Below are 23,610 nucleotides of genomic sequence, written 5' to 3' on the forward strand. Positions count from 1 at the left end.
CCTAGAAATGCTCTCCGACAAGGTCTTCCATCGCACTGAGTACCTCCGCTGCGGTGATATCTGCCATGGTGCTCATTTCGACGTGGCGGTGTGGGGCGAACTTGAAACCCCATGTCGCGGCACGCGTGGGGCCGAAGAGCCCGACACCGGGGACCCGTGCCAGGTCAGCGGCATGCAGCATGGACGAATCGATCCCCACGAAGATGTCTGCATTGGCGACCAGGCCCATGGTGAGGTCCAGGGGTAGGCCGAGCTTGGGAATGATGCGGTCGCGCGCGCTCCCAACGTTGAGCTCCTCATGCCCCATCCCGACGACCCAGGCGACAAAGTCGCGATGGCGCGCCAAAAACCGGTCCAGTACATCGATGAACCTGGTCACGGGCCATCGTTTCTCGGTCCAATTGGTGTCGGCGTGCACGACGAGCACCTTGACCCCCGCAGGCACGGCGGCACGAATCGACCGGGCTTGCTGTTCCACCGCAGGCGGCAGCCGTAGCGGATGCGCGTAGTCTTCGATGCGCAGCGCGGGATCGAACAGCCGCGCCAGTGTGAACATCAAGTCCGCCGAATGACATTCCGTTTTGGGGACCACCACGTCGAATCCGCTGTCGGGTGAGAAGCCCACGCTTGTCGTGGGGGCCAGGCGGTCCAGAAACGGACGAATCACGATATTCGACAACGAATCCCAGGGCAGCGTGTCGATGAACAGGTCGACGGCACCGATCTCTGACACCAAGGAGTCGTAGTCGACGGTCCGTTCTGATTGTCCGGGCAGCGGGGGCGTCCCGACCAGGGGCAATCCCGTGATGTCGATGAAGCGGGGACTTACCTCGTGAAAGCAGAGATCGAACGCGACCTTTGGACAGATCAACGTCATTGGTGCGCTGAACATTTCGCCCAATGCCCGAAACGTTGGGAGCGTGAGCACGGCGTCCCCGATATTGGTGACGAAACACACCGCAGGCCTTTCTGCCCGCAGCAGCTCGCGTAGCTCACCGCGCTGAAAACCCGTCATCGATCCGATCCGCTCAGTTATAGCCAAAGCGGCGAGCCAGGGCCTCGACGCGGAACCACGCTGGATCGTCGGCGTCGATCCGGGCCCGGTGGGCCGGCGCCCGGCGCAGCGGAGAGAGGTTGGCAACCTTCCAGGGCAGGGGTTCACCGTCGCGGAAGAACTGGTGGTCGCCGGCCGTCTCCGGCGCCGGATGGGCGAGCGAGGCGGCGCTGTCGGAAAAGCTCAGGTCCCAGCCGCCCAGCGCGGCGTCGAGCGTCGCCTGCGGGTGCGCTGCGAAGGCCTCGTAACGCAACACGACAACCTCGGCCGCGCCCGCCAGCAGTGGCTCCAGACAACTCTGTGTCAGCTCCATGGCTTCGGTCACGGTGTCCTTGATCCAGAAGTCGGTGTCTGAGCGCGAAGGCGAATCCCGGTGCAGCAGAGAGGAATTGATTACCTCCCGCGGATCGCGCAGGACGAACAACACCACCGCCCCGGGGAAGGTGCGCCGCAACGTCTCCAGCTGTGCCGCATACCTCGGGTTCTTTTCGCCCCAAATGGTGCAGGGGCGCGCGATGTCGCTCATGATCGCCTGCAGGGCAACGGCCGGGTCGTTGGTTTCCCCGGCGTAGCGCCGGTAGGCCTCGTACACCCCGCGCTCGAGGAGGAAGGCCGCCAGCGTTCCGCTGACTGGCCCCCGGTTGACCTGGATCAAATCGATCTCGTCGAAGATCTTGATGTCGTGATGGTGATTGAGGAACTGGGTGACGATCGTCATCCCGGATCTCGGCGGCCCCACCACGAACAGCTGCACGGCGCGACCGTGCTCGCCGCCTCGCCTACAGTTCGCTCGCTGATCGGCCGCGATTACTCGCCAACGATTTTCTGCATCGAATCGATCATTCCGGCCATCGCCTCAAAGGTCGCTCCGGCGATCTCGTCGATGCTCGCCGCCGCTTGGGCCTGCGCCGTGATCAGCGCCTCGTTGATGCGATTCTGCACCGTTTCGGCGCCCAGCCGCAGCAGGCCGTCTTCGATGTGGAGCTCCGTGACCACCATGTCTCCGTTGATGACCACCTCGACGGTCTCGGTCTGGTCCTTGGCGCTAAAGGATCCGGTGCCCTTCTGCTTCAACGCGTTCTCCAGGACGTCGTTTAACTTCTTGAACTCGTCCAGGACCGCAGTGGCCTGCGGGTGCGGCTCAAATTCCACTTCAGATCCTTACCGTCGGGGATGGCCTGGCTGCCTGGGCGGTTGCCGGCTTGGGCATCGGCCACGGCAGGGCCTCAGTCTAAAGCGACTTTTGGTCGGGCCGCGACACTAATTCGCCGATCGCCCCGACTCAGAACCCGCCGTCCCGCACATCGGTAAACAGAAGTTGAACACACCGAAAACGGCGGGCCCGCATACGTTTCCCGGGGACTGCCCACGCCCATCACGAGCCGTCCCGCCTGCCGGGTAGCGCCGACTGATAGTGGGCCTCCTCCGGCGGGGAAACCGGCCGGATCGGCAACTGGCGATGGCGCGGAGTGCTAATGACGTTGTGCCGCAATATCACCGGGTCGACGCCGGGGTGCCGGCCTAGATAGGTCGTCGCGTTGGGCCACGACACCTTGGCCTCCGGCCCGATCTCGGCGCCGATCAGGGTCGCGAACTCCTGAAAATGTGGTCCCAGGGTCACGGCCCCGCCCGCCGCCGCCGACCGGAGTGCGAACTGGGTAAACGCCCTGGCATCGCCCAAGTTCAGGCTCGCGTCGACGTTGTCGAACGGCATGTAGACCCGGTACTGGCTTGAAGTTTCGCCGACCAACACGCCCGCCGATCCGATCGGCAGCTGCCAGTGACGGCCGGGGACGTGGGTCTGGCCTTGCAGCGCGTCGCGCTGCCCCCCGGACACTCGGGAAAACCCGCGCGGCCGTTTCGGCTTCGTCGCCGTTGTCAGCAACACCGTGGATCGCGGTGGCTTCCCGGGACCGATCCGCACCCTGGTGATGGTGTGGTCGGCGGGCACCGACCACCACACGTCCGGGCCGCCCGGCGCGGTGTATGCGGTGGTGAAATTGTCGTGGCCCTTGATTTTCGACCACTTCTCCCGCACGAAGCTGACTTCGGTGGCGTGGTCGAAGTCGTCAAAACTGCGCGCACACACCGCGTCCACACCGTTGCCGGCCAGTTGGTCGGCGATCCGCGTCGTCGAGGCCACCAGGTACCTGCACAGCCCCGTGACGCCGTTCGCGCGCCGTTGGGCCGACTTGCGGGCGAGCTGCGGATCGGCCCGCAGCATGACCCAGGTCCGCCGGAACGCCGGTGCCGGATCGTCGCCGATCACCTGCTGGTACAGGCTCACCACCTCGGGCGACGCGCTCTTGCCGACCCGGTGGCCGGCCGACACGACATCGGCTTCCAAGTCGGGGCAGTGCACCGACAGCAGTCGTTCCAGCAGCCGGGTGTCCACCACATCGTCGGTCTGGGCCTTCCCATCGACGATGACCGTCGGCGTGAAGGGCCGCGGAATCAGTTCGATGATCGCGACCAGGTCCCTGCCCTGCCAGCGCACGGCTACGTGATCGCCAGGTTCCACGGTGGCGCCGACGTCCGGCTCGGAGGGGGGTTCCGGGGCCCTGCGGTGCCGAAACAGCCAGGCGAACATCGCCACGATCCAGCCGGTGATTCGCCGACCGCGATAGGTGACCGTGGCCACCAGAGCGGCCACCGCTACCAACGTCGGGCCCGCCCACTCGTAGTGCGTCCGGTAAAACAGCAGCAGGCAGAGCGGGGCCAGCGCGGCCGCCCACAGGGCGTGACCGCTGGTGAACCGTAGCCGCAGGGATTTCATGGTTTCGTCAGTGCCGCTTCAACGCACGTCGGACCAATGCCGCCAGTCCCAGAGCCACAATCAGGCCGATGATCGCGAGCGCCACCGCGTTGATCGGCCCGTGGTCGGGGCCCGGCACCGGCACCGGGGGGTGAATTCGGTCGACAGGAAACGCATTTCCCGGAGCGGAGCCCGCGGGTACATCCCACGTGAGTGCGGCGACCGCGTCGATGGTTCCCGCGCCGACGGAGTCGTCGACACCGCCTCCGGGATGCCGCGAGGTGGCGACGATCCGGTTCATGATCTGTGCCGGGGCCAGATCGGGAAAGCGTTGCCGCAACAACGCGGCCAGACCGGAGACGTACGCCGCGGCGAACGACGTCCCGGCGATCGGCACCGGTCCCTCCTTGCCGGGCAGCGCATCCACGGGCTCGCCGAGGGGTCCGAGCGCAATGATGTTGTCGGCGGCCGCCGCGACGCTCACCCACGGTCCGTGCATCGAGAACTCGCTGGGAGCCCCGTTTTGCCCGACGCCCCCGACCGTCAGCACCAGCGGTGAGTACCACGCCGGCGTGACGATCGTCTGGACCCCCAACCAGCCGTGTGGATCGGAGGCGATCGCCGGATCGGGCGGTGGATTCTGCGCACAATCGCCGCCGACGTTGCCGGCCGCCACGACGACCACCGCGCCCTTGACGTTGACCGCGTAGTTGAGAGCTCCCCCTAGGGTGGACTCGTCGACCGGCTTTTTGACCTTGAAGCAGGCGGCCTCGCTGATGTTGATCACGCCGGCGCCGAGGTTTGCGGCGTGCACCACCGCGCGGGCCAGGCTGCGGATCGATCCGGCGGCAGGCGTCGCGTTGGGGTCACTCTGGTTGTTCTGCGTGTCCTTCGGCTCAAAGGCTTCCGAGGTCTGGCGTACGGAGATCAACCGCGCGTCGGGTGCGACTCCGACGAACCCGTCGGTGAGCGAGGGCCGCCCCGCGATGAGCGACGCGGTGAGCGTCCCGTGCGAATCACAATCGGACAGGCCGTTGCCGTCGGCGACGACGAAATCGCCGCCCGCCTCGGCCGGAACCCGCGGCGTTGCGTCCACGCCGGTGTCGATCACCGCGACCGTGACGCCGGCCCCGGTCGCGAACTTCTGGGCCTGGGTAATGCCAAGGTAGGTGTTGGGCCACGGGGCATCGTGGAAATTGGTGCCCGGCAGGGTCAAGGGCGCCTTACAGACCCGCTTCTGTTCCAGCGGCTGGTCGGGCCCCGTCACATCGGGGGGCACGGCACCGGCATCGATCGTGGGCGGAGAAACGGCCGCGGCGGGGGGCGCGCTGAGGAATACGAGTGATAGCGCCACCGTGATCAGGAAGATACGGTGCACCGCCGGACACTCCGTTCGTCAAGCCGCAGCGCTGCCGTGGCGCGCCACGCATGGCCTCCCACATTTCGGGCCCGGGTGCATCTTAAGCATGCCGCGTGGCCGGTATGGGTGACTCCGCATTCTCCGGTGCCGGCGGCCGACGACTCCCGTGTCGGCCGAGGGTGGTCACCATCCGGGCGACTCCGTCAAAGCACTATCGGCACATGCTTTTCCGCGCACGCATCCTTCACCGCGGCGAGGACGTCAGGGGTGCGCAGCGTCTGCAGGTCTTCGACGGTGACCGAACCCTTGTCGGTGCGGTGTTGCGCGGCCACGCGCGAGTCCCGCAGCCGCTCCGCGCGCTCGACCACATTGCGTGCGAACCGACCGTTCTGCATGGCATCGACACCGTGTGTGCCATCGGGCAGGCGGTAGGTCCGCAATGTCGCGCAGGCTGCCTTGAGTGCCTCGGCGGCGGCCGGCTCGAGGACGGTGGCGCGCGGCTTGCCGTAGCGAAGCGCGATCTCCACCAGCTCGCCCGGCGAGTAGGACTCGAAACGCAGCTTGCGGTTGAACCGGCCCGCCAGACCCGGGTTGACCGTGAGGAATTCGTCGACTTCCTTCTCGTATCCGGCGCCGATGAAACAGAAGTCGAACCGGTGCACCTCGAGGGCCACCAGCAGCTGGTTGACCGCCTCCATGCCGATCATGTCCGGCCGCCCGTCCTGGTGGCGTTCCACGAGCGAGTAGAACTCGTCCATAAAGAGGATGCGGCCCATCGAACGGTCGATCAGTTCGTTGGTCTTCGGGCCCGAGGCCCCGATGTGCTCCCCGCAGAAGTCGGACCGCTTGACCTCGACGATCTCGGGATGACGCACGATGCCGAGCCCGGCATAGATCTTTCCCAGCGCCTCGGCGGTGGTGGTCTTACCGGTGCCGGGCGGACCCACCAACAACATGTGGTTGGTCTGGTTGGCCAGGGGCAGGCCGGCGGCCTGACGCAGCGCCCGGACCTCGATCTGGTCCTCCAGTTCGGCGACCGCCCGTTTGACTTCGGTCAACCCGACCTGGTTGTCGAGCAGGGCGCGGCCCTCCTCCAGGAGTTCACCGCGCCGCCCCTTGTTGTCCTCTTCCGCGCGCTGCTGCGCGGACAGCTCGGTGGTCACATCCCATTTATTGGTGCGGGTTTCGATGGCGCCCTCGTCGGTGATCACCAGTTGCAGCGCGGGGTCGGCCAGCGCCTGCTTGGCTGATTCGATCAGCGCGCCGTTGATCGTCGCCTTGGAAAGCCAGACCTGGGCCTTGGGTTCGTCGCCGAGCTGGCGATGCGCCATCCCGCGCACATAGGCCAAGTCGGCCGCGATCAATGGGAAGTCGTTGGGATCGACTGCGGTGACGGCGGTTTCGATCTGCTGACGCCGCGACTCGGTCGGGCCACCGTATCCGCTGCGCAGCTCGACGCGGTCGGTCCACTCCAGCGCGACCCGCGCCTGACCGAGATGGGCCGCGGCATGCGCCGCCAACGTACAGGTCGCCGCCGTGACCGCCGACATGATGATCGCCTGGGGCGGCAGGATCGCCGCAGCCGTCGAGATCACATCCGGCCACCGTTGGGTGGCGAACATCAGATACGCCTCGATGTACTGCTTCCACTGATGGTTTTCCCAGGTGTCCAGCAGCGACGAATCCCGAAGCAGCGCTTCAGCTTTCTCATACTGGCGATCGTCGATGAGCGCACTCGCCAGCGCCAGGCCGGCGTGGGAGGCCTCGGTTACCGAGATCGACAGGTACGGCCCCGCTTTGATCGGGGCGGACAAACGCGCGCCGAGCCGGTTGGTTTCGCGGTGCAGCCGCGTCCCGTATTCGTAGAGGTGCTGCACGGTCGACAACGACTCGTCACCCGCGGCGATACGGCCCAGCCAGGCGTCGGCCATCGACGGATCGACTTCCGTCGCCTCGCGAAACCGCAGCGCGGCCGCGGCGACATCGCCGTCGAGCAGAGCCATCGCCTGATCGAAGAATTTTCGTGCGGCCGCAGGAGTGGTGCTGCTGGTCATGGTGTATCCACCGCTTCCAGCTCAGAAGTTCGCAGAACCATCGGTTCCGAGGATACGTAACGATTCTCGGCGCGGAACAACTCGACCTCCACCACATGGACATGGCCGCCGGCCGTCACTTCCACCGTCGCCGGGCCCGTCTGCGTGATCAACACATTGGCCGTCCCCCGGTACGGCTCGCCCGGTTCCCCCACCGAGATCAGGGTGTTCGGCCGCGGCGCCGGCGACAAAGTGCCGTCCACCACGCTGACCGTCGTGCCGGATACCGGTTTCGCCTGGTCGGTGACGCCGACGTCCGGCATCCGAACACTGTTCCACCGCTGCATGTTTCGAGTGTGCACCGTAATCCGCTCGCCCGCACCGGCCAGCCGGATCACGAACCGCTTGGCCAGCGCGTCCTCGGCGGCGATGTGCACCCGACTGAACTCGCCCGCGTCGTCGAACGGCAGCAGCATCCGGTTGCCACCCGCGACCTTGCCGAGCAGCACCCCCGACGGTCCGATGGGAACGATCAGCGGACCGCGCAGCACTCCACGGCGGATTCCGCGTAGCGGCGGCAGCGGCCCACACAGATTGGCGGCGAGGGCCTGCGCCTGCTCGCCCCGCAAGGTCCGCAACATCAGATTCAGCGGCGCCGTCGGCGGCTGGGCGGTCCGGGCCGTCACGGTAGCCGTGGCGGTGCCGTCGCCGAAAAGCGTGACGTTCTGCACGATCCCGTCCGCGCGCGCCGACCACGCTTGCGCCAGTGACTCCGCGGTGATGTCGCCGGGCCGGTACCAGTAGGTGGTCAGCCAGCCGTTGTCGCCGCGCAGCGAGCGCCAGCGCCGGTTGGAAACCTCGAGCGCGGATCGGCCCAGTCGCCGCTCCATCTCGACGATGTCGGTGGCCGTGGCGACCTTCGCGCGGACGCCGTGCTGCCGCATGGCCGCACTGATCCGCTGCGCGGCCGCGAGCGTCGCCGTGCCGACCGAGGTCCGGTCCCGCAGCGCTTCGGCATTGTCGAGCGCCGGAGTTCGCACGATCAACCAGGTCTCGCGCTGGCCGGCATACGGCGGCGTGCCGATCAGGGTGTCGTACACCCGCGGATAGTCACCGGTGCTGCGCCGGCGCGCCCCCGCGCTGACGACGCTCAGCGAACCCAGCTTTAGGCCCAGGCTTTGATGCAGCAGGGGAACCAGCTCGGTGAGATCGAACGAGTTCTCCGTGTAGGTTGCCGTCGATCCGGTGAAAAGCGTTGGTGTATGCGCCTTTCCGAAGAGCTGGACCGCGGCCACCGCAACGCCGTCCTGGTACCGGATGCCGCCACCGGCGCGGTCGTTGGCGACGGTCAGCGGCTCCGTCCAGTTGATCGGCCGACGACGCCGGAACCACAGGATCAACCACGACCACAGCGGCTGACCCCGCCACCGGACCACGCCGACGACCAGCCCGATCACCAATCCCACTGCAGCACCGATGTATTGACCGAAGGCCCACCCCGCGAAGGCTGCGAAGAAGATGCCGACGATGATGGTCAGCTTCGTCCCGGACCTCATCGTTCCCGCCGGGCCCGAACGATCAGCGAGACCACCGCGATCGCGGCCACGACGACACCGGCGAATACCAATGCCACGTTGCGGGCGCGGTGATCCGGCGGTGGTGGCGGCGGCAGCGGGTGCAGCACGCGGCTGGCCGCGCCGGGCGGGAGCTTGTCGCCGGGAGGCACATCGAACGTCAGCGCCGCAACCGGGTCGACGACGCCGTAGCCGACCTGATTGTCGACCCCACGCGGCGGATTGTGTGCGGTCTGCAGAATGCGATTGATGATCTGATGCGCGGTGAGCCCCGGGTACTTGGCCCGCACCAACGCGGCCACCCCGCTGACATACGCGGCGGAGAAGCTGGTGCCCCAGAACGGCATGTTCTTCTCGCCCGGACGGATCGGCGGGTAGGCGTTCACCGGTCCACCCGTCTCGGGGGACAACCCCATCACACCGACGCCGGGAGCGGCGGCGGCCACCCACGGTCCGGCCAGGCTCTTACTGATCGGTGCGCCGGTGTTGTCGACCGCGCCGACCGACAGCACGTAGTCGGAGAACCACGACGGCGACGACACGGTCTTCACCTGGTGCCAGTCGCGGGGGTCCGACGCGTTCAGCGGGTCGAACGACGGGTTCTGGGCGCAGCCGTCTTCGCTGTCATTGCCCGCTGCGGCGACGATCAGCGCGTCCTTCACGGTCGCGGCGTACCACACGGCGGCACCGATGGCGCCCTGGTCCAGCGGATCAGCAGCCGAAACACATGCTGTCACACTGACATTGATCACCTTGGCGCCCATGTTCGCCGCGTGCACGATGGCACTGGCCAGCGTCGCGATAGTCCCGGCCTTCTTGCGCCCCTCCATGTCACCGCCCCCGGGGTTCACCGGTTCGAAGGCCCGCGAGGACTGCCGGATGGAGATGACGACGGCGTGCGGCGCGACACCGACGACCCCGTCGGGCGCACCCGGGGGTAGCGGCGGCACCTCTGGGTCGTCGGGCTGCCCGGGCACTGGATCGCCCGGTCCGTTGGACGGGGCGTCCGGTGGGGGTGGCGGCGGAGGCGGCGGCGCCACGGTCTGGGTGATCGTCACCGGCGACGGTGGTGGCGGGGGCGCGACCGGCGGCGGCGCTCCGCCCGGAGGTGGCGCTCCCGCGTCGGTCGGCGGTGGCCCCGCAGGCGGCGGGAACGCCGGGATGGCCGGCATCGGCGCGGGCATCGGAATCCCTTGTGGCGCTGCCCCGATCAGCGACGCCACGATGGTTCCATGCGCATCGCAATCGGAGAGGCCGTCGCCGCCCATGATGTAGTCACCGCCCGCGACGACCGGTAGCCGCCGGCTGGGATTGATGCCGGTGTCGATGACGGCGACCGGCACCCCGTTCCCGGTCGAATACTGCCAGGCCTTGCCGATGTTCAGCATAGTGATCCCGGGCGCGAGCAGACCTACGTTCGGGTCGGCGACGGTGATCGTTCTGGCGCAGGCGAAGCTTTGCCGCATCGGCTGATCCGACACGGGCTTGCCGTCCGGCGGCACCCGCCCGGGGTCGACGGTCGGCGGCGGAATTGCTTGTGCCGCAGGCAGGCTCGCTATTGCGGCGACGAGCAGGCAGGTCAGTCCCGTCGCAGCGATCCGCTGCGACGCAGCCAGTAGAGCAGCCCACGCCGCGTCAACCATCCGGGTCATCGCATCCGCACCCAGGTGAACAAGCCGCCGATCCACGCGGCCAACGGCAGGGCCGCGATGATCGCCGCTATCTCCACCCATTCCGCCGTCATCCGGACCAGCGGAGTGAACCTGGTGATGGGCACCAGTAGCGCCGCCAGCAGGCCGGCGCCGCCGAACCCGGCCAAGACCAGCACCCCCCACAACACCGGAAGCCCGGACGAAGCGGGCTCGTGCGCAACGTATTTGACGACGCCGACGCACAGTGCGGCCGCCGCCCCACAAACCAGCGAGACGGCCTGGCGCTTGTCGGCGAACGCCCGCCCACGGCTGATGAAGATCAGCACGAAGAGCCCGGCCAGCACCGCGGCCGCCATGCTCCGGTCGCGGCCCGGCATCAGGGTGGCCCACACCGCGACGGGCAGCATCAGCGCGGCACCCACACAGATTCCCGTCAGGATGTTGTTGGCACGGACGGCCGCGATCGCGATCTGCGCGCCGCGCGGCGTGGTGTCGGTATTCACTTCCTCGTCGGCACCCTCGTCCACCGGCGACACCGCATCGACCGGCATACCCGCGCCGCGGCGGAACAGATCACGCCCGGTGATTGATCCGAAGTAGGGCGGCCGGATCCTGGCCACCCAGAGTGAGATCGTCGGCGACATCGTCAACAGCAACAGCAGGGCGACCAGGGTGCACATCCCCAGCCACTGCGCGGGAACCGGCCACCACATCCGGAATCCGGAGATAACCCCGCCCAGCCCGGTCACCGTCACCACGGTCGCCGCCACGTTGGCATGGCGCCCGGTCGCGGTCGCGAGTCCACACGTCAGCACCGCGCCCATCAGCGACCCGATGAATAGGATCGCGGCCCCGACGTGCCCCGGCGCACCGGCGGCGAAGCTCACCGTGAGCAGCGGCAGCGCGGTCCAGCCGAGCCCGTCCACCATGTCGGTTCGGCCCGGCCACCAACGCCACACCGCCCACGCTCCCCCGGCGATCAGCAGGCCGGACACACCGGTCACGATGGTCGGCAGCAACGAATCAGTCGATAAGCGTTGGCGCACAGCCAATCCCAGCCCTGTCATCGAGACCATCGCGAGAATGACCAGCGCGGTGTGCGCGGCCGTCTTTAAGGTGACCGGCTCGAACAGCGTCTTGCCGATCCGGGCGAGGCCGGTCGACAACGACTCGTACTGCGGCTCGAACGATTCGCCGGCCACCACGGGAACCAGGGTGAGCGTGGCGCCGTCCTCGACGCCGAGTTCGTCGAGCGTCTTGGTGACATCCAGCCGGACACCGTTGGCCTTGTGTAGTTCGTATCCGACCCCGGACTCCAGCCCGGTGAACCCCCGCCGCTTGAGTTCGTCGTTAAGTAGCTCGACGACGTTGTCGAGGAAGGCCTCGACGGGCACCGAGGCGGGGTATACCTGCGAGACCAGATGTTCTCCACAAACGACCGCAACCGCACAACGGGCCGGAAACGATACCTTCGCCATTAGCGTGGCCTGTCAGCATCTGGAATGTATTTGTCGGCCAGGGCCGCGGTGATCTCGAATAACCGCAAGCGGGTCTTTTTCTTCAACTCGTGACGTGTGTCGATAATCCCGCCTTTGGCGAGATACGGGTCGTAAGGCATGAATTCGACCGTCGCCCCCGATTGCGCGAAACGTTCGGTGAGGTAAGCACGCGCCTCGGAATCGTATTGGTCACGGCTGTCGTTCAAAATCACCATGCTGCGCGACACCGCCTCGTGGTAGCCCATCGACCGCAGCAGGTCGATCGCGCGGGTGACCGGCAGGGAGGTGTCCGCCGTCAGACCGGACACGAAAACCAAGGTGTCGCACGCGTCGAGCACCGCCTTCATCACGGGGTGCTCGAGGTCGTCGGACGTGTCCACCACGATGACGGTGTGCGTGCGGCGCAGCCTGGACAGCACGCCGGCGAACATCGAAGCGACCAGTGGCCGCGGTTGATCCGACGCGCGGTTTCCGGCCAGGACATCGAGGCCAAGACTGTTCTGCCCCAAGTGTTCCCGGATGTCCGCATAGCCCTGGACGTCGGTGTCGTTCAGGACCGCCGCGTAATCGCCCGGCGGGGATTCATCGATGCGCCCGGCCAGTGTGCCGAAGCCGGGGGCCGCATCGATGGCGACCACGTTCTCCGGCCGGCATTCGCGGAACACCGCGCCGATGCATGCGGTCATCGTGGTCTTGCCGACGCCGCCCTTCCCCGATATGACCCCGACCACGTACTGCTTGCGAATGTGGCGCCGGATTCGTTCCTGCAATTCCCGATAATGTCTTTCACCGGGCGATTCGCCGAAGTTAATGGCGTGAAAGGTGGCGTTATAGAGGAATCGCCGCCAGCCGGCGCCCGGCGGAATCTTGCGCGGCGCCACCATATCCGAGATGCGTAATGTCCCCGATACGGAGTCTTGGTTTTGGTAGCGAGCAGCGGGCGCTTCTCTCCGAGTCGGTCCGCCCTGTTCCTCGGGATTGGACGAGCCCGTCCACGGGTTTGTCACGATGCCGATGCTAACATTTGTGCGATACCCTCTCGACTACACAACTTTTCGGTACGAAAACCATTCTTGTTCGGCCGGCAGGCGCCGCATCATATGGCCGATCGCCGCAGCGATGTTGTTCTTGTTCCCGGGAGCAACGATCATCCACCTCTTGCCCGCGGAAGACATGTGTTCGGCGACCAGCCGTCCCTCCGGCGTATCCATGATGGTCACCGCCCCCGGCTCGATGAAGGTCCGGGTCGGCCGGCCACTGTCCACGCCGGACTGGATGGCGACGATCGAGGCTTGGGCCGAACGCTCGGGATCGGCCGCAAGTTCGAGCATGTGCACCTGGTCGTGGTCGAGCCCCTGATTGTCGAAGAACGTACGCACGGACTCCTGACTGGTCGCGGCTCCGCGCAGGGCATCGGCGTCCAGCGTGACAGGTCGTAGCGTCGCCGGATCGCAGCTGCCGCACAATCGCTCGATCTGTGCGGACAGTGCCGCGCTGGCGGTTGATTCGTTGACGGTGACGCCCGCACCGCTGATCCGCACGATGTCGGCGGACCGTTCCATGGCGACCCACCACTGCGCGAATCGGGCGAGCAGCGCCCGTGCCGGTTCGGCGTCGCCGGGCATACGGAAGTGCACGAGCAGGCCGACGTCGCGCCGGGACAGCACGGTCAGCCACTCGACGATCGTGCCGTCGACGGCGCCCAACTCGTCGATGACGCCGGCGGCCCGCAGTTCGGCCGCGACCGGATGCTGCAACGCCGCCTGCTTGGGCTCGACGCTGGGCAAGTGGGGCCGCAGGCCCATCTCGGGAGCCAGGACCTCGATGCCGGTGAGCACTTGGAGGACCCACAGCCCGTCCAATGTGGTGGTTAACACGCTGTTCCCCTGACGCAGCCTGGGGGGCGCACGCACCGCGTACGCCCCCACCCCGTATGCGTGGCTAGGTAAAGAGGTTGCCCATCTGGTAGTCCGTACTCACCGCGGCGTCGTGCACATTGCTCACGGTGTGTCCGTGCAGGCTGACCGTCTGAATGAGGTCCTCCAGGCCGTGCAGCATCTGCTGCTGGGCGTCGAAGAACGCGGTCGCGCCGTGGCCCTGGAAGAAGTCGCCCAGCGCCTGGGTGAGATGCAGAACGTCGCTGTGAATTTCCATCAGCTGCGCCGCCTGCGAACCGATGTCGCCGGACAGGCCGCTGACCGCGGCGTGGTTGTAGACGATGTTGTCGGCCATTTTGTGGTTCCTTACGTGAATAAGTCTGTGGATGGAATTGACGAACCGTCTTAGGCCGAGTGCCCGCCGCCGAAAACGCCGTTGAGGTTGTGGGCCGAGTCGGCTTCGTGGTTTTCCATGAGGACCGCCGCCTGGCCGAGTCCGTGGGCCAGACGATTGCCGCCGTTCAACATCTGCTGCAGGTCATGCTCGATCTGACCGGCGGTGTTCAGCGAGGTCGTCCCCGCCTGGCCGGCCCAGCCGGTGCCGCTGATGATGTTCTCGTGGCCGCTCAAGTACTGATTGGCGATTGTCGCCGCTTCCTGCAGCCGTGATTCGATCCGTTGCTTGGTACTACGCAGCAGCTCCGGTGTGACAACGGTTGTGCCTGCCATGGTTTTCCTCCCTGATTTCTAGGCCTCCCCGACCTGGATATGCATAGCAGTTTAGACAGCGATCGGGGACTGTCACTTCACTTCTTTTTCGGCTCCACACGCGGAGTGCGGTTGGTTTACCCAAATTGAACAAAAACCATGTCAACCAGGGTGACCGAAATGCCGGCTCGCAGTCACAAGCTGGTCGCGCCGTCGGACAGGCCGTCGCCGTCGGCGTCGGTCAACCGGACATTCCACCGGCCGTCACCATCGGTGTCCACATAACCGGTCATGCCGTCCTCGCCGGCGCACAGCACCCGGTCGGCTACCCCGTTGCCATCTGTGTCGACTAACCGGTCGTCCAGCTGGCCGCGCACGTGCACGCCATCGAAGTCGACGAGTGGACCACCCGTGTGCTCGACGCCATCGAGGGACAACCAGCGCAGTTGCCCGCCCCGATCGAAACTGACCGCCCAGGTGCCCGACCCGTCGTCGGTAAAGAAGGCCTCCGGGGTGCCGTCGTTGTCGACGTCGCGCGCCGCGTGATCGGCGATCCCGTCGCCATCGAAATCCGCCAGTGCGTCATCGCGCATCCCATCCCCGTCGAGATCCAGGCCGAACGCATCCAGGCGGCCGTCGCCGTCCAGATCGAGATCGGGTTGGCCGTGCCAGATGGCCGCATGTCCGTCGTCGCCTGCCAGGCAATAGTCCATGACCGTTCTGACGCGGTCGGTCGGCTAGGGGTTCCCCCGCGATCGCCACCAGGCCAGCAGCTCGTCGGTGGCCTCTTCGTTGGTCAGCGGACCGCGGTCCAGCCGCAACTCCTTCAAAAATCGCCAGGCCTCACCGACTTGTGGTCCCGCCGGGATGTCGAGCAGCTTCATGATCTGGTTGCCGTCCAGGTCCGGGCGGACCCGCGCCAGGTCCTCCTGGGCGGCCAGCTCGGCGATCCGCGCCTCCAGCTGGTCGTAGTTCGCCTGCAGCCGCGCGGCCCGGCGCTTGTTGCGGGTGGTGCAGTCGGCGCGCACCAGCTTGTGCAGCCGCGGCAGCAGCGGCCCGGCATCCGCGACATAACGGCGCACCGCAGAGTCGGTCCACCTTCCACCGCCATAGCCGTGAAACCGGAGATGCAGGTACACCAGCCCCGAGATGTCGTCGACCATCTGCTTGGAGTACTTGAGCTCCCGCAGCCGCTTGCGCACCATCTTCGCGCCCACCACCTCGTGGTGGTGGAAGCTCACTCCGCCGTCAGGCTCGTGGCGCCGGGTGGACGGCTTGCCGATGTCGTGCAGCAGCGCCGCCCAGCGCAGCACCAGATCCGGGTCGCCCGGGTCCTCCAGCGCGATCGCCTGCCGCAGCACGGTCAACGAATGCTGGTACACGTCCTTGTGCTGGTGGTGCTCGTCGATGGCCATCTGCATACCGCCGACCTCCGGCAACACCACCTCACCCATGCCGGTGTTCACCAGCAGGTCGATGCCGGCGACCGGGTCCGCCCCGAGCAGCAGCTTGTCCAGTTCGGCGGCCACCCGCTCGGCGCTGATGCGGCCCAGCTGCGGGGCCATCTCGCCGATCGCCGTCCGCACCCGCGGGGCGACGGTGAAGCCCAGCTGCGAGACGAACCGCGCGGCGCGCAGCATGCGCAACGGGTCGTCTCCAAAGGAAACCTCCGGCGCTGACGGGGTGTCCAGCACCTGGGCGCGGACCGCCGCCAAACCGCCCAGCGGGTCCAGGAGTTCGCCCGCCCCGTCGGCTGTGACGCGCACTGCCATCGCGTTCACCGTGAAATCGCGCCGCACCAGGTCGTCGTCGAGGCGATCGCCGAAACGCACCTCGGGATGGCGGGACACCTGGTCGTAGGTGTCCGCGCGAAACGTGGTGATTTCCAGGCGGTAATCGCCCTTGCCGACGCCGATGGTGCCGAAGTCGATCCCGGTGTCCCACACACTGTCGGCCCACCGCCGCACGAGCTGCTGGATCTGGTCGGGCCGGGCGTCGGTGGTGAAATCCAGATCGGCACTCAGCCGGCCCAGGAAGGCGTCTCGCACCGAACCGCCGACCAGATACAGTTCGTGGCCCCCGGCGTCGAACGCCGATCCGATCTCGCGCAGCACCGATGCATGCTGATTCAATGCGACCGCGGCAGCGGCCAGCAGCTTCGGATCGTCGGCAGCTTCCGGCACGTTCGATCAGGGTAGTCGGGTTCGCCGGGTGGCGGCGGGCGGCGCCGCGGCGCCCTTGCTAGCGGCGAGTATGTCCGGGACACCGGCCCGTGCCAGCTACTATCGCTTGGGTGTCGGACGGCGAACATGCCAAACCACGTCGGCGCCGCGGAAGGCGTCGCAATCGTGGTGCAGCCGATGCGGCCGAGAGCAATACGAACGGCCAAGCCAGCGATGAGTCATCGGCGACCAGGAAGCGCCGGTCCCGCACACCACGACGCGGGCCGGAGCGATTACGCACCGTGCATGAAACCTCGGCGGGCGGACTAGTCATCGACGGCATCGACGGGCCGCGCGATTCGCAGGTTGCGGCGCTAATCGGTCGCATCGATCGGCGCGGGCGGATGCTGTGGTCGCTGCCCAAGGGTCATATCGAGCAAGGGGAAACCGCCGAGCAGACCGCCATCCGCGAGGTGGCCGAGGAGACCGGGATTCGTGGCAGCGTGCTGGCCGCGCTCGGACGTATCGACTACTGGTTCGTCACCGACGGCCGCCGAGTGCACAAGACCGTGCACCACTACTTGATGCGCTTCTCCGGCGGAGAACTCTGCGACGAGGACCTCGAGGTCGCCGAGGTGGCGTGGGTGCCGATGCAGGAACTGCCGTCGCGACTTGCCTACGCCGACGAACGCCGCCTCGCCGAAGTCGCCGACGAACTGATCGGGAAGCTGCAGACCGACGGGCCGTCCGCGCTGCCCCCGCTACCGCCCAGCGCGCCTCGGCGTCATCCGCAGACACATTCGCGGACCCGCAACTCCGAGAAACCCGGAACGGGCAAGAAAAACGGTCACGGGCCAGGGTCGTGACCTCGCCACGAATCTGCTGGGCCGGCTTCGTGCGCATTGCCGTCGTGGTCGGCTTCGCGGTGGTGCTCGCCGGGCCCGTCGCCATACCGCGCGCGGCCGCCGGCGAGCCGGGAACGACGCCGTTCGTCCGTGTCCGCATCGATCAGGTCACCCCGGACGTTGTCACTACGACCAGCCCGCCCACCGTCACGGTCAGCGGGATGGTCAGCAATATCGGCGACCGCCCGGTCCGCGACGTGATGGTCCGGCTCGAGCACGCCGGGGCGGTGACGGCGTCGGCGAACTTGCGTACCTCTCTTGACGGCGGCACCGATCAGTACCAGCCGGCCGCCGACTTCCTCACTGTGGCACCGGAATTGCAACGTGGGCAGGAGACCGGCTTCACGCTGTCGGCACCCCTGCGCTCATTGACCAAGACGTCGTTGGGCATCGATCGGCCGGGGATCTATCCGGTGCTGGTCAACGTCAACGGGACACCCGATTACGGTGCCCCCGCCCGGCTCGACAACGCGCGGTTCCTGCTGCCGGTGATCGGTGTGCCGCCCGACCAGGCCGACTCCCTGGAGTCCGCCGTCGCGCCGGACACCTCTAAACCCGTATGGCTGACCATGCTGTGGCCGCTGGCCGACCGCCCCCGGCTCGCGCCCGGCCAACCCGGCGGAACCATCCCGGTCCGGCTGATCGACGACGACTTGGCCACGTCGCTGGCCACCGGCGGCCGGCTGGACATCTTGTTGTCCGCGGCCGAGGTCGCCACCAGCCACGACGTCGACCCCGACGGCGCCGTCGGGCGAGCCCTGTGCCTGGCCGTCGACCCGGATCTGCTGGTCACCGCCAACGCGATGACCGGCGGGTACGTCGTGTCCAACTCCCCCGACGGTCCCGCGCAGCAACCGGGTACCCCGACGCATCCGGGCACCGGCCAGGACGCGGCGACCACCTGGCTCAACCGGTTGCGGGCGCTGGGCAGGCGCACCTGCGTGGCGCCGTTGCCGTTTGCGCAAGCCGATCTGGATGCACTGCACCGCGTCAACAATCCCGAACTGAGCTCGATCGCCACCAACGGCGCCGGCGACATCGTCGACCAGATTCTCAATCTGCCCTCGACCCGCGGCGCCACCCTGCTCCCCGACGGCCCGCTGACCGGCGGCGCGGTCGACCTCCTCGGCGCCGATAGCACCACGGTCGCGGTCGCCGCAGCCGGCTTGACCGCCCCCGACCAGCCGGGCTCGTCGGACGGCGGACCCGAGTCGGGCGCCGCGGTCGACACCGCACCTCGGCGGCTGTCTCCCCAGGTGGCGGTCGCCCCGTTCGACCCGGCCGTGGGAGCCGCGCTGGCCGGGGCGGGAAACAACCCCACCGTGCCGACCTACCTGGACCCGTCGCTGACGGTCCGGCTTGCCCACGACTCGGGCACGGCGCGGCGTCAGGACGCCCTGGGCTCCATGTTCTGGCACGCCCTGGACCGGGACGCCGCGCCGCGCACTCAGATCCTGGTCCCGCCCGCCGTCTGGAACCTGCAAACCGACGACGCGCAGGTCATCATGACCGCGCTGGCCACCAGCATCCGGTCCGGTCTGGCGGTCGCCCGACCACTGCCAGCGGTGATCGCCGAGGCCCAAGCCATCGACCCGACCCGCACCGAACCGGCCGATGCCCCCGGCGCCGCGGTTGTCGAACGCGGCCGGTTCGCCGACGCCGTCGCGGCCGACGCCGGCGATCAGGCCGGGCGGCTGGGACGGCTGACGTCGGCATTGAGCACCGACGAGCGCACCGGGCTGACCGGCATCCAGTACACCGCCCCGCTTCGCGAGGACATGCTGCGCGCGTTGAGCCAATCGCAGCCACCCGATACCCGCAACGGACTGGCGCAGCAGCGGCTGGCCGTCGTCGGCAACACGATCAACGACCTGTTCGGCGCGGTCACCATCGTCAACCCGGGTGGCTCCTACACGCTGGCCACCGAACACAGCCCTCTGCCGTTGGCACTGCACAACGGACTGGCCGTGCCCATCAAGGTGCGGCTGCAGGTCGACGCTCCCCCGGGGATGACCGTCACCGACGTCGGGCAGATCGAATTGCCGCCCGGCTACCTGCCGCTGCGGGTGCCGATCGAAGTGAACTTCACCCAGCGGGTGGCCATCGACGTCACCCTGCGAACCCCCGATGGCACGCGGTTGGGCGATCCGGTCCGCATGTCGGTGCACTCCAACGCCTACGGCAAGGTGCTTTTCGCGATCACCCTGACCGCGGCGGCGGTGTTGGTGCTGCTCGCCGGGCGGCGACTGTGGCACCGGTTCCGCGGGCAGCCCGACCGCGCCGACCTGGACCGTCCCGATCCGCCGCGCCGCAGATCCGCCAACGACGACGTCGACCACCTGGTCGATGAAGAGCACCGAGTATGAAACCCGCTTACCCGCCGCCCCACCCACAGCCACCGCCGCACCGACCATCCCGGCCACAACCCCCAGCGCGCGGCCAGATTCCGGCGCCCACGGGGCCGGGCTCGGTAGCCCCACCGGGTCCCGGCCTGCCCACCCGGCGAGCCGAATTGTCCGACGCCGCAATGGTTTCGCATTCGTGGGCGATGGCGTTCGCGACGCTGGTCAGCAGGATCACCGGCTTTGCCCGCATCGTGTTGTTGGCCGCGATCCTGGGCGCCGCGCTGTCGAGTGCTTTCTCGGTGGCCAACCAGCTGCCGAACCTGGTTGCCGCGCTGGTGCTCGAGGCAACGTTCACTGCGATCTTCGTGCCGGTGCTGGCCCGCGCCGAGCAAAGCGACCCCGACGGCGGCGCGGCCTTCGTGCGCCGCCTCGTCACCGTGACCAGCACCCTGCTGGTATTCGCGACGGCGTTGTCCGTCGTGGCGGCACCGCTGCTGGTGCGGCTGATGCTGGGCCGCAGCCCGCAGGTCAACGAGCCCCTGACAACCGCGTTCGCCTATCTGCTGCTGCCGCAAGTGCTCGCCTACGGCCTCACCTCGGTGTTCATGGCAATCCTGAACACCCGCAACGTGTTTGGGCCGACCGCGTGGGCGCCCGTTGTCAACAACCTCGTCGCGCTGGCCACCCTGGCCGTGTATCTGGCGGTGCCCGGTGACCTCTCCGTCGATCCCGTCCGGATGGGCAACACCAAGCTGCTGGTGCTCGCCGTTGGGACCACCGCGGGCGTCTACGCGCAGACCGCGGTGCTGCTGGTCGCGCTCAAGCGAGAGCGTGTCAGCCTGCGTCCGCTCTGGGGAATCGACGAGCGGCTCAAGCGCTTCGGCGCGATGGCCGCGGCGATGGTGCTCTATGTGCTGATCAGCCAACTCGGCTTGGTGGTGGGCAACCAAATCGCGAGTACCGCGGCGGCTTCCGGGCCCGCGATCTACAACTACACCTGGCTGGTGCTGATGTTGCCGTTCGGCATGATCGGCGTCACGGTGCTGACCGTGGTGATGCCGCGGCTAAGCCGCAACGCGGCGGCCAGCGACACCAAGGCAGTGCTCGGCGACCTGTCGCTCGCAACCCGGCTGACGCTGATCACCCTCATTCCGATTGTGGCGTTCATGACCGTAGCCGGGCCGGCGATCGGTAGCGCATTGTTCGCCTACGGCCACTTCGGGAACGTGGACGCCGGATATCTGGGTGCCGCAATCGCGTTGTCGGCGTTCACCTTGCTCCCCTACGGCCTGGTGCTCCTGCAGCTGCGAGTGTTCTACGCGCGCGAGCAGCCGTGGACGCCGATCGTGATCATTCTCGTCATCACGGCCGTGAAGATCGCCGGCTCGGTGCTGGCGCCACATGTCACCGATAACCCCCAGCTGGTCGCCGGGTTCCTCGGGCTGGCAAACGGGCTCGGGTTTCTGGCCGGCGCGATCGTTGGCTACCTCTTGCTGCGGCGCACCCTGCTGCCGGCCGGCGGCCACCTGGTGGGCGTCGCCGAGGTGCGCACGGTCCTGGTCACCCTTGTCGCGTCGATGCTCGCCGGTCTGATCGCTCACGTCGCCGACCGGTTACTCGGACTGAACGCGTTGACCGCACATGGCGGCGCCGGCGGCTCGCTGCTGCGACTGCTGATACTCGCCGCCATCATGCTGCCGATCATGACGACGTTCATGGTCCGCGCACGCGTCCCCGAGGCGCAGGCCGCCCTGGGCGCCGTCAGGCGCCGCCTCGGGGGCCGCCAGCGCGTGGCGCTGACACCGCCCAAAGCAACTGTGCCGGATGCATCGTCTCGCCCTGGCCCGGTCCCGTACCCTGAGCAGAGGAATTCGTCCCCGCCGGGGGCAAATGCGGTCCAGGAGCCGATCCGGCGCAGGCCTCCGGAGCGGGCAGCCAACGCCCCTCTAGCGAAAGGACCGGAGGTGACCGACCGCCCATCGGAGAGCGCCGCATCCAGCTCCGGGTCAGGTGCTCCGCCACACCGGCCGGTTGCCGATGACTTCCAGCCCGACATTCCGTCCGGCTTCGAGGCGAGCTCAGCCGGAAGCTCGACGGCGCCACCCCCCTCCGACCAGCGCAACGGCGATCCGGCCCGCGACCGAGCCACGGAAGCCTCCCCCGACGAAGGCCACTTGGTTCCCGGCGCCCGCATCGCCGGGGGCCGGTACCGCCTGCTGGTCTTCCACGGCGGAGCGCCTCCCCTGCAGTTCTGGCAGGCGCTCGACACCGCGCTGGACCGGCAGGTGGCCCTCACCTTCGTCGATCCGGACGGGGCCCTGCCCGAGGACGTTCTGCAGGAAATCCTGTCCCGCACCTTGCGGCTCAGCCGGATCGACAAGGGCGGCATCGCCCGGGTCCTCGACGTCGTGCATACCGGTTCGGGGGGCCTGGTGGTCGCGGAGTGGATTCGCGGCGGATCGCTGCAGGAGGTCGCCGACACCGCGCCCTCGCCCGTCGGCGCCGTGCGGGCCATGCAGTCGCTGGCCGCTGCTGCCGACGCCGCCCACCGCAACGGTGTCGCCCTGTCGATCGACCATCCCAGCCGGGTCCGCGTCAGCATCGATGGCGATGTGGTGCTGGCCTATCCGGCGACGATGCCCGACGCCAACCCCGAGGACGACATCCGGGGAATCGGCGCCTCGCTGTACGCGCTGCTGGTCAACCGCTGGCCGCTGCCGGAGTTCGGGGTGCGCAGCGGGCTCGCGCCGGCCGACCGCGACCTCAATGGCCTTCCCGTCGAACCCACTGCCATCGACCGCGACATCCCCTTTCAGATCTCCGCTGTTGCCGTGCGGGCTGTCCAGGAAGACGGTGGAATACGCAGTGCCTCAACACTTTTGAACCTACTGCAGCAAGCGACGGCAGTGGCTGATCGCACCGAGGTGCTCGGTCCCATCGACGACTCGTCGGCGCCGCCGCCACCGGTGGCGCCTGGTCGCGAGTACTCGGCCATGGTGCGCCGGCGTCGCGGACTGCTGATCGGAATCGGCGCAGGCCTCGTCATCCTCGTGGTCGCGCTGTTGGTGCTCGCGTCGATCGTGAGCAAGATCTTCGGCAACGTCGGTGGCCTCAACAAAGACGAGCTCGGGCTGAACGGGCCCAGCTCATCGAACGCGTCGTCGACGGCCAGTCCCGCGGCCGCCGGCAGCACGGTCAAACCCACCAAGGCGACCGTCTTCTCCCCTGACGGCGACCCCGACAATCCCGGTCAGGCCGGACAGGCCATCGACGGCGACCCCGGTACCGCCTGGTCGACGGAGATCTACACCGACCCTGTTCCGTTCCCGTCGTTCAAGCAGGGCGAGGGGCTGATGCTGCAGCTGCCCAGCCCCACGGTGGTGGGCCAGGTCGGCATCGACGTTGCCGGCACGGGGACCAAGGTCGAGATTCGGTCCGCCTCCACCCCGACGCCGTCGAAGCTGGAGGACACCACCGTGCTGGTTCCGGCCTTCGCGCTCAAGCCCGGCCACAACGTCATACCGGTACGGGCCGGTTCACCGACGTCGAACCTGCTGGTGTGGATTACCACACTGGGAACCACCAATGGCAAGAGCCAAGCGACCTTCTCCGAAATCACGGTCCAGGCCTCCTCCTGACACTCACAACCGGCCCGGCCAGGTGAAGTGCTGCGCCAGGACCGATTG

At 67.8% G+C, this 23,610-nt stretch carries 18 protein-coding genes; 3 read left to right on the top strand and 15 right to left on the bottom strand.

The features are described from left to right. Position 1: 1 nt before the first annotated feature. The 15 genes from MNAB215_RS08445 to MNAB215_RS08515 all read right to left on the bottom strand — a co-directional run bounded on the left by MNAB215_RS08445 (position 2) and on the right by MNAB215_RS08515 (position 16,695). Positions 2-1,015 (bottom strand): glycosyltransferase family 9 protein, encoded by a 1,014-nt coding sequence (locus MNAB215_RS08445; RefSeq protein WP_077078534.1) that lies wholly within the window; start codon positions 1,013-1,015, stop codon positions 2-4. 13 nt (positions 1,016-1,028) lie between these two features. Next, the gene (locus MNAB215_RS08450; protein ID WP_131829094.1) at positions 1,029-1,808 is read right to left on the bottom strand and encodes a sulfotransferase family protein; all 780 of its coding nucleotides are present in this window, start codon (positions 1,806-1,808) and stop codon (positions 1,029-1,031) included. 53 nt (positions 1,809-1,861) lie between these two features. Further along, on the bottom strand, positions 1,862-2,206 hold the full coding sequence (locus MNAB215_RS30490; RefSeq protein ID WP_077078536.1) for a YbaB/EbfC family nucleoid-associated protein: 345 nt from the start codon (positions 2,204-2,206) through the stop codon (positions 1,862-1,864). 223 nt (positions 2,207-2,429) lie between these two features. Beyond that, positions 2,430-3,830 (bottom strand): type VII secretion protein EccE, encoded by a 1,401-nt coding sequence (gene eccE, locus MNAB215_RS08460; protein ID WP_077078537.1) that lies wholly within the window; start codon positions 3,828-3,830, stop codon positions 2,430-2,432. 7 nt (positions 3,831-3,837) lie between these two features. Beyond that, positions 3,838-5,187, bottom strand: a complete 1,350-nt coding sequence (gene mycP / locus MNAB215_RS08465; protein WP_077078538.1) for a type VII secretion-associated serine protease mycosin — start codon at positions 5,185-5,187, stop codon at positions 3,838-3,840. 185 nt (positions 5,188-5,372) lie between these two features. Further along, on the bottom strand, positions 5,373-7,223 hold the full coding sequence (gene eccA, locus MNAB215_RS08470) for a type VII secretion AAA-ATPase EccA (RefSeq protein WP_077078539.1): 1,851 nt from the start codon (positions 7,221-7,223) through the stop codon (positions 5,373-5,375). Continuing rightward, positions 7,220-8,758, bottom strand: coding sequence for a type VII secretion protein EccE (gene eccE / locus MNAB215_RS08475; RefSeq protein ID WP_077078540.1), 1,539 nt, complete (start codon positions 8,756-8,758; stop codon positions 7,220-7,222). The genes eccA and eccE (MNAB215_RS08475) overlap by 4 nt, the downstream gene beginning before the upstream one ends. Next, positions 8,755-10,419 (bottom strand): type VII secretion-associated serine protease mycosin, encoded by a 1,665-nt coding sequence (gene mycP, locus MNAB215_RS08480; RefSeq protein WP_083746293.1) that lies wholly within the window; start codon positions 10,417-10,419, stop codon positions 8,755-8,757. Before mycP (MNAB215_RS08480) ends, eccE (MNAB215_RS08475) begins: the two co-directional genes overlap by 4 nt. A 5-nt stretch (positions 10,420-10,424) precedes the next feature. Then, positions 10,425-11,906 (bottom strand): type VII secretion integral membrane protein EccD, encoded by a 1,482-nt coding sequence (eccD, locus tag MNAB215_RS08485; RefSeq protein WP_077078541.1) that lies wholly within the window; start codon positions 11,904-11,906, stop codon positions 10,425-10,427. Beyond that, complete coding sequence (locus tag MNAB215_RS08490; RefSeq protein ID WP_077078542.1) at positions 11,906-12,934, bottom strand: MinD/ParA family ATP-binding protein; 1,029 nt, start codon at positions 12,932-12,934, stop codon at positions 11,906-11,908. The genes eccD and MNAB215_RS08490 overlap by 1 nt, the downstream gene beginning before the upstream one ends. A gap of 36 nt (positions 12,935-12,970) precedes the next feature. After that, a complete protein-coding gene (locus tag MNAB215_RS08495) occupies positions 12,971-13,804 on the bottom strand; it encodes an ESX secretion-associated protein EspG (protein WP_077078543.1) in 834 nt (277 codons plus the stop codon). 64 nt (positions 13,805-13,868) lie between these two features. Then, positions 13,869-14,159 carry a WXG100 family type VII secretion target gene (locus MNAB215_RS08500; protein WP_077078544.1) on the bottom strand — a complete coding sequence of 97 codons (291 nt, stop codon included), beginning with the start codon at positions 14,157-14,159 and terminating at the stop codon, positions 13,869-13,871. 50 nt (positions 14,160-14,209) lie between these two features. Then, on the bottom strand, positions 14,210-14,533 hold the full coding sequence (locus MNAB215_RS08505) for a WXG100 family type VII secretion target (RefSeq protein WP_077078545.1): 324 nt from the start codon (positions 14,531-14,533) through the stop codon (positions 14,210-14,212). Between the two features lie 173 nt (positions 14,534-14,706). Beyond that, complete coding sequence (locus MNAB215_RS08510; protein WP_077078546.1) at positions 14,707-15,225, bottom strand: pullulanase; 519 nt, start codon at positions 15,223-15,225, stop codon at positions 14,707-14,709. Between the two features lie 24 nt (positions 15,226-15,249). Further along, positions 15,250-16,695, bottom strand: coding sequence for a CCA tRNA nucleotidyltransferase (locus MNAB215_RS08515; protein ID WP_077078547.1), 1,446 nt, complete (start codon positions 16,693-16,695; stop codon positions 15,250-15,252). 110 nt (positions 16,696-16,805) lie between these two features. On the opposite strand from MNAB215_RS08515, the gene MNAB215_RS08520 reads away from it, so the two are divergent. The 3 genes from MNAB215_RS08520 (at position 16,806) to MNAB215_RS08530 (ending at position 23,562) form a co-directional block, all read left to right on the top strand. Beyond that, positions 16,806-17,540, top strand: coding sequence for an NUDIX hydrolase (locus MNAB215_RS08520; protein ID WP_083746071.1), 735 nt, complete (start codon positions 16,806-16,808; stop codon positions 17,538-17,540). Then, the gene (locus tag MNAB215_RS08525) at positions 17,537-19,945 is read left to right on the top strand and encodes a DUF6049 family protein (RefSeq protein WP_077078549.1); all 2,409 of its coding nucleotides are present in this window, start codon (positions 17,537-17,539) and stop codon (positions 19,943-19,945) included. The genes MNAB215_RS08520 and MNAB215_RS08525 overlap by 4 nt, the downstream gene beginning before the upstream one ends. Positions 19,946-20,106: 161 nt before the next feature. Next, positions 20,107-23,562 carry a lipid II flippase MurJ gene (locus MNAB215_RS08530; protein ID WP_245830422.1) on the top strand — a complete coding sequence of 1,152 codons (3,456 nt, stop codon included), beginning with the start codon at positions 20,107-20,109 and terminating at the stop codon, positions 23,560-23,562. The last annotated feature ends 48 nt before the right edge of the window (positions 23,563-23,610 follow it).

This window comes from Mycobacterium numidiamassiliense (genome assembly GCF_900157365.1).
Classification (GTDB): Bacteria; Actinomycetota; Actinomycetes; order Mycobacteriales; family Mycobacteriaceae; genus Mycobacterium; species Mycobacterium numidiamassiliense.

Excerpts from the sequence above, each read along its gene's own strand:
- MNAB215_RS08500 (WP_077078544.1), bottom strand. The coding sequence starts at position 14,159 with ATGGCCGACAACATCGTCTACAACCACGCCGCGGTCAGCGGCCTGTCC.
- MNAB215_RS08445 (WP_077078534.1), bottom strand. The coding sequence starts at position 1,015 with ATGACGGGTTTTCAGCGCGGTGAGCTACGCGAGCTGCTGCGGGCAGAA.
- MNAB215_RS08505 (WP_077078545.1), bottom strand. The coding sequence starts at position 14,533 with ATGGCAGGCACAACCGTTGTCACACCGGAGCTGCTGCGTAGTACCAAG.
- mycP (WP_083746293.1), bottom strand. The coding sequence starts at position 10,419 with ATGGTTGACGCGGCGTGGGCTGCTCTACTGGCTGCGTCGCAGCGGATC.
- eccA (WP_077078539.1), bottom strand. The coding sequence starts at position 7,223 with ATGACCAGCAGCACCACTCCTGCGGCCGCACGAAAATTCTTCGATCAG.
- MNAB215_RS08510 (WP_077078546.1), bottom strand. The coding sequence starts at position 15,225 with ATGGACTATTGCCTGGCAGGCGACGACGGACATGCGGCCATCTGGCAC.
- eccE (WP_077078537.1), bottom strand. The coding sequence starts at position 3,830 with ATGAAATCCCTGCGGCTACGGTTCACCAGCGGTCACGCCCTGTGGGCG.
- eccE (WP_077078540.1), bottom strand. The coding sequence starts at position 8,758 with ATGAGGTCCGGGACGAAGCTGACCATCATCGTCGGCATCTTCTTCGCA.
- MNAB215_RS08530 (WP_245830422.1), top strand. The coding sequence starts at position 20,107 with ATGGTTTCGCATTCGTGGGCGATGGCGTTCGCGACGCTGGTCAGCAGG.
- eccD (WP_077078541.1), bottom strand. The coding sequence starts at position 11,906 with ATGGCGAAGGTATCGTTTCCGGCCCGTTGTGCGGTTGCGGTCGTTTGT.